Source organism: Rhodococcus sp. SBT000017 (genome assembly GCF_003688915.1).
Lineage (GTDB): Bacteria > Actinomycetota > Actinomycetes > Mycobacteriales > Mycobacteriaceae > Rhodococcoides.
The window spans coordinates 1,402,870-1,416,025 of sequence record NZ_REFU01000001.1 but is presented as its reverse complement, the minus strand read 5'-3'; the positions used below and the strand labels follow the sequence as shown (position 1 = coordinate 1,416,025).

The following is a 13,156-nucleotide window of genomic DNA, read 5'->3' as shown; positions in this document are numbered from 1 at the left end:
GGCCGGGACGGGTCAGTTCAGTACCGTCGCGACGATGCCGGCGAGATAACCGAGTCGGGCAACCTCCGAGGGCCTGAACTCCGGGCCCCCGGGCCTGCCCAGCATCAGCACGGTGCCGGTGGTGCCGAGGGGAGCAGCGGCGATCTTGGTGTCCATGTCGCGCCATACCTGGGGCACCCACTCGGCGTCGGAATCCAGAGCGGCGGGGGCGTTCAGCGGGAACCACGGCAGCTCGGCGGCGTGCGTCTCGGGAGCCCCCGAGCTGCCCACCAGACGGAACGGGCCGTGCGCGTTGGTGGCGACGACGGTGCTCCACCCCACTCGAAGGACACGGGGGGCTCCGTCGACGAGCACCTGAAGTCGATCGTCGGACGCCGCGGCGACCCGATCGATCAGTTCCAATTCGCGGTGCGTGTCGAGGACGCCGGTGTACGGGCGGATGGAATCGACCCGAACATCGGTGAGGTTCTCGGCAGCGGTGATCAGCGTGTCGGGAAGCGAACCCGGAGCAACGTCGACCACCAGGTCGTCGACTGCGTAACCGTCGCCACGTTCGATGACGTCGAGGGAGAGGATGTCCGCCCCGACCGAACCGAGCGCGACGGCCAACGATCCGAGGCTGCCCGGTCGGTCCGGCAGTTGGACGCGGAGCAGGTAGGACATGTCACGCTCCCTTTCGACTTCTGGCGTACTCGACCACCCCAGCGTCATCGGTCGTTGCTGGCAGTTGGCATGTCGCTCCGGGGTCGTTCCGTAGGCTCCACTCCTGGAAACACTGTGCACCCCGGCGCGAGCAATCCTTGCATCTTCGACCTGTCCGGTACGTCGCGCAACGCGGGCCGTGACAATTCCGACACCCGCTGTGTCCATTGGGAGTGCGCGAAAGCCCGCGTAACACTACGCACTAGGCTGGACCGCGTTCGCGAACCCGTGAGGTTCGCTCTGCACGAATACGGGGCCGCTTCTGCAGGCTCCGCTCCTACCGTCTGAAAGGGGTCTACGCGGTGCCAGACATCTCCCGCGACGAGGTCGCTCACCTCGCCCGGCTGTCGCGCTTGGCTCTTAGCGACGCCGAACTCGACGAGTTCGCCGGCCAGTTGGACTCGATTCTTCATCACGTCAAGGCAGTGGCGGAGGTGGCGACGGACGACGTGCCGCCGACGGCCAACCCCAGTGACATCGTGAATGTGACGCGTCCCGACGTGATCGTTCCCGGCCTGACGCCGGAGCAATCGCTGTCCGGTGCACCGAACGCCGAGGAGGGCCGTTTCGCGGTGCCGCAGATTCTGGGAGAGAGCGAATGACCGATCTGACGAAGCTCGACGCGTCCGAGCTCGCCACCCGCATCCACGCGCGTGAGGTCAGCGCCGTCGAGGTGACCCAGGCGCATCTCGACCGGATCTCCGAGGTGGACGTAGACCTGCACGCATTTCTGCATGTGGCAGCAGCCGAGGCACTCGCAGCGGCCACCGATGTCGATGCGGGATTGTCCGCGGGACGCGCACCTGCCTCGGCTCTGGCCGGCGTGCCGCTGGCCCTCAAGGACGTGTTCACCACGACCGACATGCCGACGACGGCCGGATCGAAGATTCTCGACGGGTGGATGTCGCCGTACGACGCGACGTTGACCACCAAGCTGCGGGCCGCGGGCATTCCGGTGCTGGGCAAGACCAACATGGACGAGTTCGCGATGGGTTCGTCCACCGAGAACTCGGCCTACGGACCGACCAAGAACCCCTGGGACACCACCCGCATCCCCGGCGGCTCGGGCGGCGGCAGTGCTGCAGCGCTCGCGTCGTACCAGGCCCCGCTGGCCATCGGTACCGACACCGGTGGATCGATCCGTCAGCCGGCGGCGTTGACCGGCACCGTGGGTACCAAGCCGACCTACGGCAGCGTCTCGCGCTACGGACTGATCGCCTGCGCTTCCTCGCTCGATCAAGGCGGCCCGTGCGGTCGGACCGTGCTCGATACCGCGTTGCTGCACGAGGTCATCGCCGGCTACGACGCGCGGGACTCCACGTCGGTCGAGACGGCAGTTCGACCGGTGGTCGCAGCGGCACGAGAGGGTGCTCGCGGTGACCTGTCGGGCGTGCGCGTCGGTGTCGTCAAGGAATTGCACTCGGACAAGTACCAGCCCGGTGTGATCTCGTCCTTCGATGCCGCGGTGGCGACACTGACCGAACTCGGTGCCGAAGTGGTCGAGGTGTCGTGCCCCAACTTCGTGCACGCGTTGGCCGCCTATTACCTGATTCTCCCGTCGGAGGTGTCGTCCAACCTGGCTCGGTTCGACGGCATGCGGTACGGACTGCGGGCGGGTGACGACGGCAAGCACAGCGCCGAGCAGGTCATGGCCACCACACGCGCGCAGGGGTTCGGACCGGAAGTCAAGCGTCGCATCATGATCGGGACGTACGCCCTCTCCGCGGGCTACTACGACGCCTACTACGGCTCTGCCCTGAAAGTGCGCACGTTGATCGCCCGTGACTTCGATGCCGCTTACGAGAAGGTCGACGTGCTGGTATCGCCGACGACCCCGACGACGGCATTCCCGCTGGGGGACAAGGTCGACGATCCGATGGCGATGTACCTCAACGACCTGTGCACGCTGCCGACGAACCTCGCCGGTCATTGCGCGATGTCGGTACCGTCGGGTCTTGCCTCCGAGGACGGACTGCCCGTGGGTCTGCAGATCATGGCTCCGGCGTTCGCGGACGAGCGGCTCTACCGCGTCGGTGCCGCATACGAGGCCGCTCGCGGCGACCTGAGGTAGTTCGAGGTGCTGCATCGGTGGGCCGTCGATCTGGCTCATCTGCCCCTGCTGTCCGGTGCAGTGCCCGCGGTCGCGTCGACTGCAACCGCTGTCGTGACGGCTGTGCTGCTCGTCGCTGTCGTACTGCGGGTCGGGCGGGGCCGATCACCGGGAACGGTGTTCGGCCCGCTGAGTGCTCTCGGTCTCGTGGCGTCGCTTCTGGTCGCGGCGACGGTGCTCACCAATCTGACCGTCACTCGATACCCGACGGTGGCCGTGGCGCTGGGTCATCGACCGGCAGTCCAGTCCGAGGGCACCGGCAGGTTGATGGATGTGGACGTGCCCGGCACGGTATCGCACTTCGCCGCTCGACCCGCGACCGTCTACCTTCCGGCGTCGTACGACGCCGGAGCGAGCGACCTACCGGTGCTGGTGCTGCTCACCGGCCAACCCGGCCATGTCGTCGACTGGATCGAGGGTGGTCGTCTGGCCCAGACGATGGACGCCTTCGCAGCACGTCACCGCGGTGCGGCCCCGATCGTCGTGGTGGCCGACGGACTGGGTGACACCGAGGAAAATCCGATGTGCATGGATTCGAACCTCGGAAACGCCGCGACGTACCTGTCCGTCGATGTGCCGCACTGGATTCGATCGAACTTTCGGGTGTCCTCGGATCCGAGTGCCTGGGCGGTGGGCGGCTATTCCTACGGGGGAACGTGCGCGCTGCAGCTGGCGGTGACGGCACCGTCGGTGTACCCCACCTTTCTCGACATCTCCGGTGAGGACGAGCAACGCCGGGGCACCAGAAGCGAATCCGTTGCAGCGGCATACGGCACGGACACCCCGGCGAACGAGGCGCGTTTCGAGCGCGCCACGCCACTGAACATACTCTCGCACAACAGCTTTCCCGGTTCGGCCGGTGCCTTCGTCGTCGGTGCCGACGACGAAGAATTCCGGCCGCAGACCGAGCGTGCGTTCGAGGCTGCAGTGGCATCCGGTGTGGACGCGCACTACAGCGAGCTGCCCGGTGGACACTCGATGCAGGTGTGGGCTCCGGCGCTGGAGCAGGAAATGGACTGGCTCGGCGGGCGTCTGGGGCTACTCGGCTGAACGGCTGGCCTTGTCATCACCGACACCGCGGCATGCTCGTACCTTGGTCGGTGCCGTACCGATGGCCGTGACCGGGGTCGACATCGAGCGCTGCCGCGAGATCGATGGACGTCTGGACGAAACTGACGAGGGGCAGCCACATCGGCGACGGTGCGTCGGGTCGGGTGGTCGAGGTGTTCGGCGGTGACCACAGTAGGTCGGCCGACCACCGAACGACGGGGTCCGAGGAATTGGCGAGTACCGTTGCGCCGTCGGTGTCGACGGCTCCGGCGGGTGGACCCGCCCATACGGCACCGCAGATGCGCGGATCCGTATGCCGGAGAGACAGATACGCGTCGCTTCCCGCCACCGAACCCAAACTCTGGCCGTACACGACGATCTGCGGCGGTGTCGACTCGGTGGCCGCGCGTGCTGCGACCGCGCGGGCAACTGTATCTGCCGACCGTCGTGCGTCGTCCTCGGCGAACACGAACGTCGCCCAGCTCGGTTTGTTCGAGTACTGCACCGCCACGGTCGCGACGTCCCCGCCGAATCTGCTTTCGGCACCGGTGACGGCATTTTCGTCCACCCAGCCCGATCCGGTGGGTATCGCCACGACCACGACACTGCGATCGAAAGCGCCGGCGCGTTCCATGTCCGCTATGGCCAACTCGACCCGCTGATCGAGGGTGGCCGCCGAGTCGAGCCCCACATAGGTGCGCACGGTGCTGGGGTCCAGGCCGCCGGTGGTGAATTTTCTGCCCTCTCGGCCGAGAGTGCGCCACGGCACGAGTGAGTTCGGACTTCCTGATCTCGCCGCAGCGACGGGTGCGGTCACCGCGTCGTCCAGCGCAGAGTTCGAGGCCGCGAAAGAACTGGACATGGCCGACCAGAGCGCGGGCACGGCAACGAAATACGACAGCACGCCGACGACACCGATCAGGACGACCGATCGAAAGCTGCCGATCGCAGTGCACATTCTCCGGATGGCAAGACCGATTCCCCACAGGACGACAGCAACGCATGTCGCTCCACCGACTACGTCGACGGCATAGTGCCAGTCCACTGAGGGGGTACCCATCGACACTCGCAACCGGTTCTGCCACTGAATATTCGAGAGAACTGCACTCGTCGAGATCAGTGTTCCAACGCCTGCTGTCCACGCCTGCGCTCGGAGTCGAGCAGGTCGCCGGGTGCCGAGTGCGCGCCGAGCCGACCATCCGATGGCGAGGGCGATCGCCATCGATACGCCGGTCAAGAGAGCCTGGGTGACAGCTGGACGGGGGAGCAGCGCGGGGGCCGACGACGCCAACACCGCAGCAGTGAGAGCGACGGAGGTCCCGACGCGCGGTAGCCGTACCCCCGTCGGCGGGGGTCCGATGTCGGATTGTGCAGCACCGATTCGTGCGGAGGCTCCGGTGATCGAGGTGCTCATGCGCGTGCGCCGATCTCGGGTGTCGACACTCGCCTGCGCAGGTATCGGCGCGTCAGAAGAGCCGACAGCGCAATCAGCGCCATGCCCGCGCCGGCCGACACGAAGGGCAACGCGGGCTCGGCCACCGGAGCGCCGAACGACTGTCGCCAGGAATTGACGTCGACTGCCGTGGCGGCCACCGATGCGGCGGCGTCGCAGACCTGGCGAGGCCCGTCATCGGGCCGGTCCGTGCAGGCGGCGTGCATGCGGCCTTCGAGCTGGGCATCGATCGATCTGCGCCACTGCGGGTCCACTGTCGTTCCTGTCGCAGCGGCGTACCGAATCAGGTCGTAGCCCAGATCGTGGGCCCTGCATGCGGAATCGAAGTCGGACGGCAGCGGAACGGGCGACGAACAGTCGCCGTGTGGGTTCTCTGCCATGTCGTCCTGCACCCGAGGCCGGTACCCCATCACCGACCCGAAGTCGTCGGGGATGGTCAGGGCGGCGGTGTCCGCGGACTCGGTGACCAGTGCGTGCACCGAGACCGCGACAGGTGAAGTGAAGTCGGCAGCGGGCGGTGTCGATGCTGCGCCGGTCGTTGCCGTCACCGCTACGATCGCTGCAGCCGTGCACATCACGGCGCGAGAAGTGTTCCTGTTCATGGCTTTCGACGCTAGGGAGCGATGTACCCGTCGAACATCGGACCGAAGTCTCGTTCTGCAGCGCCCGTAGAGGGCGTTCGGGGCGTGACCCGAGACCTCGGTAGTGGACCGAAGTGATACTCAGGTATGACGACCTGGTCGGCTCACACTCCTTAAGCTCGGTCCGTGCGTAAGAACAGAGCGACAGAACCCGGCACCGGCGTAGTTCGGCGTCGAGTGCCGACTCGCATTGCCGGCTTCCGCTCGATCGACGTACTCATCGTGGCCGTCACGGCGGTGCTGTATTCGATCTCGTGGCCGACGTTGCCGTTGACACATGATGTTTCGGGACCGTTACTGCCGATCGTCGGCGCGCTCGCCGCGTTTCCGTTCGCGTTGATCCGCATCAATCCCGCACTGGGGTGGGCGGTCTCGGCGCTGTCCGCACTGGTGATTCCGGTGGCGTTCGATCGCGTGCCGGGCTACGACTATCCCTGGCAGGTAGTGCACATTCTCGTTCTGCTGTCGTTGTTGTTCGCCGTCGCTCTGCGCTCGCCGCCGTCGCTGCTGCTCGTGGCCTGGTTGTCCAGCGTGCTGGTGTTCTTCGCCTACGTGCCGGGCTCGGACGGCGTCGGCTGGTCGGTCGGACTGACCGCAGTCGTGGTGTTCGGACTGTTGATCCGCTGGCTCGTTCTCTCCCGCAGGCAGCTCGCGCAGCAAGAGGAAGTCAGTGAACTCGAGCGCACCCGACGCACCGTTCTCGAGGAGAAGGCAAAGATCGCCCGGGATCTGCACGACGTCGTTGCACACCACATGTCGATGGTCGTCGTGCAGGCGCAGAGTGCGCCGTATCGGCTCGATGACGTATCTGTCGCCGCAGCAAAGGAATTCGAGTCGATCGCAGTTACCGCACGGGAAGCGCTCAACGAGATCCGGGGGATGCTGGGGGTGCTGCGCAGCGACGGACAGCAGTGGCAGGACGCACCGGCACCGAATGCACTCGATCTCGAACGTACCCTGCAGGCGAGTCGCAAGGCAGGTATGGATGTGCGGTGGACTGTCACCGGTCCGGTCGATTCGATCTCCGACACAACAGGTTTGGCGCTGTACCGAATTCTGCAGGAGTCGCTGTCCAATGCTGCCCGGCACGCCCCCGACGCTGCGGTGACCGTCGACATCACGGTCGGGCCGAGCACGGTGGTCATGACCGTGGTCAATGCGCCGTCACCGAGCAAAAGTGTCGGACGCACCGTTGGAGCCGATACCGGTGGGCACGGGATTGCGGGTATGCGCGATCGTGCGCGCGCGGCGCACGGCTGGCTGCATGCCACCGCTCTGCCCGACGGCGGATTCGAGGTCGCGGTGCACGTTCCGAACGGCATGCCGATCTCGACGGCACCGGTTGTCCGGAACGATCTCGCCTAGGCTGTTGCGCGTGGCTACAACGGTGTTCATCGCCGACGACCAAGCGATGGTGCGGCAGGGGTTCGGTGCGCTTCTCGGTGCTCAGGCCGACATCTCGGTCGTCGGAGACGCCGACAACGGCAGGACCGCGGTCAGCGAGGTCGCCCGGTTGTTGCCCGACGTGGTGCTGATGGACGTTCGGATGCCCGAGATGAACGGTCTCGATGCCGCACGCGCAATTCTCTCTGCGTCACTTCCGTCGCCGGTGCGCATTCTGATGCTGACGACGTTCGACATCGACGATTACGTCTACGAGGCCCTGGCACTCGGTGCAAGTGGCTTTCTGCTCAAGGATGCACCGGCCGAGGAGTTGATCAGAGGTGTTCGGGTCGTCGCGGCAGGTGACGCGTTGCTGGCACCGTCGGTGACGAGACGGCTCATCGCCGACGTCACCTCCAGGCGGGGAGCGCGGCGACACACCTCTGGGCGTTTGAGCGATCTGACTCCGCGGGAACGCGAGGTTCTCGAACTCGTCGCCACCGGCATGTCCAACTCCGAGATAGCGGGTTCACTGTTCCTGGCCGAGCAGACCGTGAAAACGCACGTGGGCAAGGTTCTTGCGAAGCTCGGACTGCGCGACCGCGCCCAGGCGGTCGTACTGGCCTACGAGACCGGTGTCGTCACCCCGAAGTGAGGACCGAACGATACCGACGCGCGCAGCATCCCACGCCCGAGCTTGGGACATCTTTTGCCTCCCTCGGAGAGGACTATCGGCACTGCCGACATGATGTCGACCCTGGTTGAGTAAGGGACCTACCCGAGCCCAGGAGTTGCATTCGCATGGATATCCACGTTCGTACCGACGCCAATGTCGACATCACCGGTCAACTTCGAGAACGCATGGAAACAGATGTTGTGAGCGCCCTCGACCGATTCTCCGACCACCTCACGCGCATCGATATCAGCTTTCGTGACGAGAGCGCGGGCCGCGAGACCGCCGATGACATCCGGTGCTTGATGGAGGCCCGCCCAGCAGGCCAGGAACCCGTGACCGTCACCGCGTCGTCAGCTAGGGTCCTCACCGCTTTTGCCGAGGCGCTGGACAAACTTGAAACACTTCTCACCCATAAGTTCGGCAGGCTGGACGACAAGGACTCGCGCGAGACCATTCGCGGTCGCTGATACGCGCGGACGTCGGCCGCGCCTGTAGCGAACCCAGGCGCGCCAACGGCCGACCCGGGTGGTGCTCGCCCGATCGAGGCGAACAGCGAGCTGTACCCAGCTGGGCACAGCTCGTCACGAAACGGTTCGAAGGGTATCGACGCGCGCACGTCGAGACGGACGATTAAGGTGGCATTCGATATTGGGCTTCACCGAAAGAACGGTCTGTGGTTGTGCCGCAGGCTCCACTCCCTGTCAGAGAGGCGAAAATCGATGCGCATCGGAGTTCTGACCGGAGGCGGCGATTGCCCAGGGCTCAACGCGGTGATTCGCGCAGTCGTACGCACCGCGGACGCGCGGTACGGCTCCACTGTCGTCGGTTTCCAGGACGGATGGCGCGGGCTTCTCGAAGACCGTCGGGTGCAACTGCGCAACGACGACCGCAACGACCGGTTGCTCACCAAGGGCGGCACGATGCTCGGCACCGCGCGCACCAATCCGGATGTGTTGCGCGCCGGACTGGACCGGGTCAAGCAGACTCTCGAGGACAACGGCATCGACGTGTTGATCCCGATCGGTGGCGAAGGGACTCTCACCGCGGCAGCGTGGTTGTCGGAAGAGGGTGTGCCCGTGGTCGGTGTGCCGAAGACGATCGACAACGACATCGACTGCACCGACGTCACATTCGGCTTCGACACGGCGCTGACGATCGCCACCGATGCGATCGACCGTCTGCACAGCACCGCAGAATCCCATCAGCGCGTGATGCTCGTCGAGGTGATGGGTCGTCACGCGGGGTGGATCGCTCTGCACGCAGGCCTGGCGTCGGGTTCGCACATGACGCTCATCCCCGAGCAGCCGTTCGACGTCGAAGAAGTGTGCACGTTGGTACGCAAGCGTTTTCAGCGTGGAGACTCGCACTTCATCTGTGTCGTGGCCGAGGGGGCCAAGCCTATGGAGGGCTCGATGAAGCTTCTCGACGGCGGTATCGACGAGTTCGGCCACGTTCGATTCACCGGGGTTGCCCATCAGCTCGGTGTCGAGATCGAGCGCCGCATCAACAAGGAAGTACGCACCACGGTGCTGGGCCACGTCCAGCGCGGTGGAACGCCGACGCCGTACGACCGCGTTCTCGCAACACGATTCGGCGTCAACGCGACCGATGCGGCCCATTCGGGAGACTTCGGCAAGATGGTCTCGTTGCGCGGCACCGAGATCGGCCTGGTGTCTCTGGCCGAGGCCACCAAGCAACTCAAGCGGGTACCGCAGACCCGATACGACGACGCCGCCGCGTTCTTCGGCTGACTCCGGTGCGACGGCGTGAGCCGTCAGATGCGACCGGCGGCCTCCTGGATTTCGGCCTCACGTTCCTCGGTCTCGCGGCGCAGTTCGCGTCGTCGCCGCGCTGCCTCGAAACGCTGAGCACCGACCTCGGTGGTCGGCGTCAACTGAGGCAGTGTCTTCGGCTTGCCGTCGTCGCCGATCGCGACCATGGTGAAGTAGCAACTGTTGGTGTGGCGTAATTCACCGCACTGAATGTTCTCGGTCTCCACTCGGATGCCGACCTCCATGGATGTGCGGCCGGTGTAGTTGACCGACGCAGAGAACGTGACCAGTTCTCCGACGTGGATGGGTTCGCGAAACACGACGCGATCGACCGACAGAGTCACGACGTAGGCCCCCGCGTAGCGACTGGCGCAGGCGTACGCCACCTGGTCCAGGAACTTCAGGATCGTGCCGCCGTGGACGTTGCCGGAGAAGTTGGCCATGTCGGGTGTCATCAGCACGGTCATGGCCAGTGTCTGCTTCTCTGGGGGAGTCACCCGTGCACGGTAACGAGTGCACGTGGTTACTCGCGCGTCGAATGCAATGCATAAACTACTGACCATGACTGCTGCAACCGTCGATTTGATCGATTACGACGATGTGCTCGCCAAGTTCGACCCCGTGTTGGGCATGGAGGTCCATGTGGAGTTGGGCACGGCGACCAAGATGTTCTGCGGCTGCCCCACCGAGTTCGGTGCCGAGCCGAACACGCAGGTGTGCCCGGTGTGCCTGAGCCTTCCCGGCGCGCTTCCGGTGGTGAACTCTGCTGCGGTGGAGTCGGCGATTCGGATCGGGCTGGCGCTCAATTGCTCGATCACCCCGTGGGGACGGTTCGCTCGCAAGAACTACTTCTACCCGGATCAGCCGAAGAACTATCAGATCTCGCAGTACGACGAGCCCATCGCGACCGAGGGCTACCTCGATGTGCTGCTCGACGACGGCAGCACGTTTCGAGTCGAGATCGAGCGTGCGCACATGGAGGAGGACACCGGTAAGTCGACGCACGTCGGCGGAGCGACCGGCCGCATCGAGGGCGCGTCGCATTCGCTGCTCGATTACAACCGTGCCGGTGTGCCGTTGGTGGAGATCGTGACCAAGACCATCACGGGAACCGGTGCGCGTGCGCCCGAGGTCGCACGCGCGTACGTCACCGCGCTGCGTGACCTGTTGAAGTCTCTGAACGTGTCCGACGTGCGGATGGATCAGGGCTCGTTGCGCTGCGATGCCAACGTGTCTCTGATGGCGAAGACGGCAACCGAATTCGGCACGCGCACCGAGACGAAGAACGTCAACTCGCTCAAGAGCGTCGAGGTTGCCGTTCGGTACGAGATGCGGCGTCAGGCAGCGGTTCTCGAATCGGGCGGAGAGGTGACGCAGGAGACTCGGCACTTCCAGGAGTCGGACGGCACCACCACCGCAGGCCGCAAGAAGGAGACCGCCGAGGACTACCGCTACTTCCCCGAGCCCGACCTTGCGCCCGTCGCTCCCGACGCGGCCTGGATCGAGGAGCTTCGGACGACGTTGCCCGAGCTGCCGTGGTTGCGCCGCGGTCGGATTCAGAAGGAGTGGGGCGTCTCCGACGAGGAGATGCGCGATCTGGTGAACTCCGGTGCGCTCGAGCTCGTCGCGGCGACGGTCGAGGCGGGTGCGTCGGCGCAGGCGGCGCGGTCGTGGTGGGTGTCGTACCTGGCGCAGCAGGCCAACATCGCCGGGGTCGAACTGACCGATCTGTCCATCACTCCGGCTCAGGTTGCCGAGGTGGCCGCGTTGGTCGCCGACGGCAAGCTCAACAACAACGGTGCCCGTCAGGTGGTTGACGGGGTGCTGGCGGGTGAGGGTGAGCCTGCGCAGGTCATGGCGGAGCGCAATCTCGTACTGGAGAAGGACGACACCAAGTTGCAGGCCGCCGTGGACGAGGCGCTCGCAGCGAATCCCGGTGTGGTCGAGAAGATCCGCAGCGGCAAGGTTCAGGCCGCCGGTGCCATCGTCGGTGCGGTGATGAAGGCGACACGCGGCCAAGCCGATGCTGCTCGGGTGAAGGAACTCGTACTCGAGGCCTGCGGCCAGCCCTGATCACGACCGAGAAAGACTGCGGCCGAGCGCGATACGCGCTCGGCCGCAGTCGTCTCTCTTTCAGTCGAAGCCGCCTCCGCCGCCGCCGGGGAACGGCACCTTGACGACGCGGTCGTCGGTGGGTCCGACGGTCGGCCCGTTCTTGTTGACGGTGCCCACCAGGATCTGCCCATCGGCCGAACTCGTCGCACCGTTCAACTGGCCGTACTCGTCCTGGATGAGCAGTATCGGTTCGGCCGAGACAGCTCCGGTGTTCGGGTCCGTGGTCAGTGCTGCAACAGCTTTGGCCGTCGTGAGGGCTACGGCCACTCCACCTGCGCCCGCTGCGCATCCGGCAACACCGGGACGGTCCGGCCACGTCCACACCGGGTTGAACACCGCGCCGAGAGTGTCGATGCGCTGCAGACGATCTTCGAGCGCTGTGCGGTCGGTGACGTAGATGTTTCCGGTGCCGTCGGTGCAGACGTCGCCCGCCGTACCGATGCCGCTCAGTGCGATCTGCGGTCGCGGTGGGTTCGTCGTCGGAGACAGTGAGGTAACCCGCAACAACTTGCCGGACAGGGAGTTCGGGCTCGCAGCCGCAGCTGGATCGCCGTTGTCGCCGGTGAGCACGAGTAGTTCGTTCGGTGTGTAGAAGTCGATCGCTCCGCGATTGCCCGCCGCGCCGCGGGGGATGCCGGTCAGGATGTCCTTGGGTACGTCGCCCTGAGCGAGTCGGACCACCCTGGTGTCCGCGGATGTGGTGATGAGGGCGTAGAGCAACCCGTCCTCGATGTACGTCGGAGACAGCGCGATGTCGAGAAGGCCGCCGTCACCGGTGCCGTCCACGTCGACTCGGGCCACCTCGACCGGCGTCCGGCCTGCAGCGACCTCCATGATGCGACCGGTGCGACGCTCGGCAACCAGTGCCGACTGTCCATCGGGGAGCGCGACGAGTCCGCCCGTGGTGTCCAGGCACGTCGCGATCACCGCCGAATCGGGGTCGACGCAGGGACCGGACGGCGGGGGCGGTGCGCCCGGATCGGACGGCGGTGGCGTCTCGCTGGGGGTGGTCGGCTCCAGTTCGGCCGCACCCACCTCAGGCGCAGGAGTGAACGGCGTCGCGTTCGAGTCGTCGAAACGGGCGCACCCGGCGAGCAGGGCAGCGGTCATCGACAGGGCGACGACGGCAGCGGTTGCAGTTCGTGGCGACGCTCCGACCGGCTTCATGCTTCGAACGTTACGGAACGTCGGGGGAGACTCGCCACGCGGCCGTGAGCGTCGACGTCGGTGAGGAGCGCTCATCGGCTCTACTGT

The 13,156-nt window shown here is 65.8% G+C and carries 13 protein-coding genes; 8 read left to right on the top strand and 5 right to left on the bottom strand.

All coding sequences use genetic code 11. The annotated features are described in order from the left end of the window. Nucleotides 1-12: 12 nt before the first annotated feature. The gene (locus AYK61_RS06330) at nucleotides 13-663 is read right to left on the bottom strand and encodes an amino acid-binding protein (protein WP_068045765.1); all 651 of its coding nucleotides are present in this window, start codon (nucleotides 661-663) and stop codon (nucleotides 13-15) included. 341 nt (nucleotides 664-1,004) lie between these two features. Between AYK61_RS06330 and gatC the strand changes: the two genes are divergently transcribed. From gatC to AYK61_RS06315, 3 genes are read left to right on the top strand one after another with little or no spacing between them, the layout of a single operon-like run. Beyond that, nucleotides 1,005-1,304 carry an Asp-tRNA(Asn)/Glu-tRNA(Gln) amidotransferase subunit GatC gene (gene gatC / locus AYK61_RS06325; protein ID WP_068045762.1) on the top strand — a complete coding sequence of 100 codons (300 nt, stop codon included), beginning with the start codon at nucleotides 1,005-1,007 and terminating at the stop codon, nucleotides 1,302-1,304. Further along, a complete protein-coding gene (gatA, locus tag AYK61_RS06320) occupies nucleotides 1,301-2,773 on the top strand; it encodes an Asp-tRNA(Asn)/Glu-tRNA(Gln) amidotransferase subunit GatA (protein WP_121870201.1) in 1,473 nt (490 codons plus the stop codon). Before gatC ends, gatA begins: the two co-directional genes overlap by 4 nt. Before the next feature lie 6 nt (nucleotides 2,774-2,779). Next, nucleotides 2,780-3,862, top strand: coding sequence for an esterase family protein (locus tag AYK61_RS06315; RefSeq protein ID WP_259467950.1), 1,083 nt, complete (start codon nucleotides 2,780-2,782; stop codon nucleotides 3,860-3,862). A gap of 16 nt (nucleotides 3,863-3,878) precedes the next feature. Here the strand turns inward: AYK61_RS06315 and AYK61_RS06310 are convergent, their stop codons facing one another. Further along, nucleotides 3,879-5,276, bottom strand: coding sequence for an alpha/beta-hydrolase family protein (locus AYK61_RS06310; RefSeq protein WP_121870200.1), 1,398 nt, complete (start codon nucleotides 5,274-5,276; stop codon nucleotides 3,879-3,881). Next, complete coding sequence (locus AYK61_RS06305; RefSeq protein ID WP_121870199.1) at nucleotides 5,273-5,917, bottom strand: hypothetical protein; 645 nt, start codon at nucleotides 5,915-5,917, stop codon at nucleotides 5,273-5,275. The genes AYK61_RS06310 and AYK61_RS06305 overlap by 4 nt, the downstream gene beginning before the upstream one ends. 165 nt (nucleotides 5,918-6,082) lie before the next feature. On the opposite strand from AYK61_RS06305, the gene AYK61_RS06300 reads away from it, so the two are divergent. The 4 genes from AYK61_RS06300 to AYK61_RS06285 all read left to right on the top strand — a co-directional run bounded on the left by AYK61_RS06300 (nucleotide 6,083) and on the right by AYK61_RS06285 (nucleotide 9,766). Continuing rightward, a complete protein-coding gene (locus AYK61_RS06300; RefSeq protein ID WP_397484771.1) occupies nucleotides 6,083-7,321 on the top strand; it encodes a sensor histidine kinase in 1,239 nt (412 codons plus the stop codon). Nucleotides 7,322-7,331: 10 nt separating this feature from the next. Continuing rightward, complete coding sequence (locus AYK61_RS06295) at nucleotides 7,332-7,994, top strand: response regulator transcription factor (protein ID WP_121870197.1); 663 nt, start codon at nucleotides 7,332-7,334, stop codon at nucleotides 7,992-7,994. Between the two features lie 146 nt (nucleotides 7,995-8,140). Next, nucleotides 8,141-8,482 (top strand): HPF/RaiA family ribosome-associated protein, encoded by a 342-nt coding sequence (locus AYK61_RS06290; RefSeq protein ID WP_121870196.1) that lies wholly within the window; start codon nucleotides 8,141-8,143, stop codon nucleotides 8,480-8,482. A gap of 252 nt (nucleotides 8,483-8,734) precedes the next feature. Continuing rightward, the gene (locus AYK61_RS06285; RefSeq protein WP_032397750.1) at nucleotides 8,735-9,766 is read left to right on the top strand and encodes an ATP-dependent 6-phosphofructokinase; all 1,032 of its coding nucleotides are present in this window, start codon (nucleotides 8,735-8,737) and stop codon (nucleotides 9,764-9,766) included. 23 nt (nucleotides 9,767-9,789) lie between these two features. On the opposite strand, the gene AYK61_RS06280 is transcribed toward AYK61_RS06285, so the two are convergent. Continuing rightward, the gene (locus AYK61_RS06280; protein WP_170946068.1) at nucleotides 9,790-10,254 is read right to left on the bottom strand and encodes an acyl-CoA thioesterase; all 465 of its coding nucleotides are present in this window, start codon (nucleotides 10,252-10,254) and stop codon (nucleotides 9,790-9,792) included. Nucleotides 10,255-10,348: 94 nt separating this feature from the next. Between AYK61_RS06280 and gatB the strand changes: the two genes are divergently transcribed. Continuing rightward, complete coding sequence (gene gatB, locus AYK61_RS06275) at nucleotides 10,349-11,860, top strand: Asp-tRNA(Asn)/Glu-tRNA(Gln) amidotransferase subunit GatB (RefSeq protein WP_121870195.1); 1,512 nt, start codon at nucleotides 10,349-10,351, stop codon at nucleotides 11,858-11,860. A gap of 60 nt (nucleotides 11,861-11,920) precedes the next feature. On the opposite strand, the gene AYK61_RS06270 is transcribed toward gatB, so the two are convergent. Next, entirely contained in the window at nucleotides 11,921-13,069 is a 1,149-nt protein-coding gene (locus tag AYK61_RS06270; protein ID WP_121870194.1) for a sorbosone dehydrogenase family protein, read from the bottom strand. Between the last annotated feature and the right edge of the window lie 87 nt (nucleotides 13,070-13,156).

Excerpts from the sequence above, each read along its gene's own strand:
- AYK61_RS06330 (WP_068045765.1), bottom strand. The coding sequence starts at position 663 with ATGTCCTACCTGCTCCGCGTCCAACTGCCGGACCGACCGGGCAGCCTC.
- gatA (WP_121870201.1), top strand. The coding sequence starts at position 1,301 with ATGACCGATCTGACGAAGCTCGACGCGTCCGAGCTCGCCACCCGCATC.
- AYK61_RS06310 (WP_121870200.1), bottom strand. The coding sequence starts at position 5,276 with ATGAGCACCTCGATCACCGGAGCCTCCGCACGAATCGGTGCTGCACAA.
- AYK61_RS06305 (WP_121870199.1), bottom strand. The coding sequence starts at position 5,917 with ATGAACAGGAACACTTCTCGCGCCGTGATGTGCACGGCTGCAGCGATC.
- AYK61_RS06290 (WP_121870196.1), top strand. The coding sequence starts at position 8,141 with ATGGATATCCACGTTCGTACCGACGCCAATGTCGACATCACCGGTCAA.
- AYK61_RS06285 (WP_032397750.1), top strand. The coding sequence starts at position 8,735 with ATGCGCATCGGAGTTCTGACCGGAGGCGGCGATTGCCCAGGGCTCAAC.
- AYK61_RS06280 (WP_170946068.1), bottom strand. The coding sequence starts at position 10,254 with ATGACCGTGCTGATGACACCCGACATGGCCAACTTCTCCGGCAACGTC.
- gatB (WP_121870195.1), top strand. The coding sequence starts at position 10,349 with ATGACTGCTGCAACCGTCGATTTGATCGATTACGACGATGTGCTCGCC.
- AYK61_RS06270 (WP_121870194.1), bottom strand. The coding sequence starts at position 13,069 with ATGAAGCCGGTCGGAGCGTCGCCACGAACTGCAACCGCTGCCGTCGTC.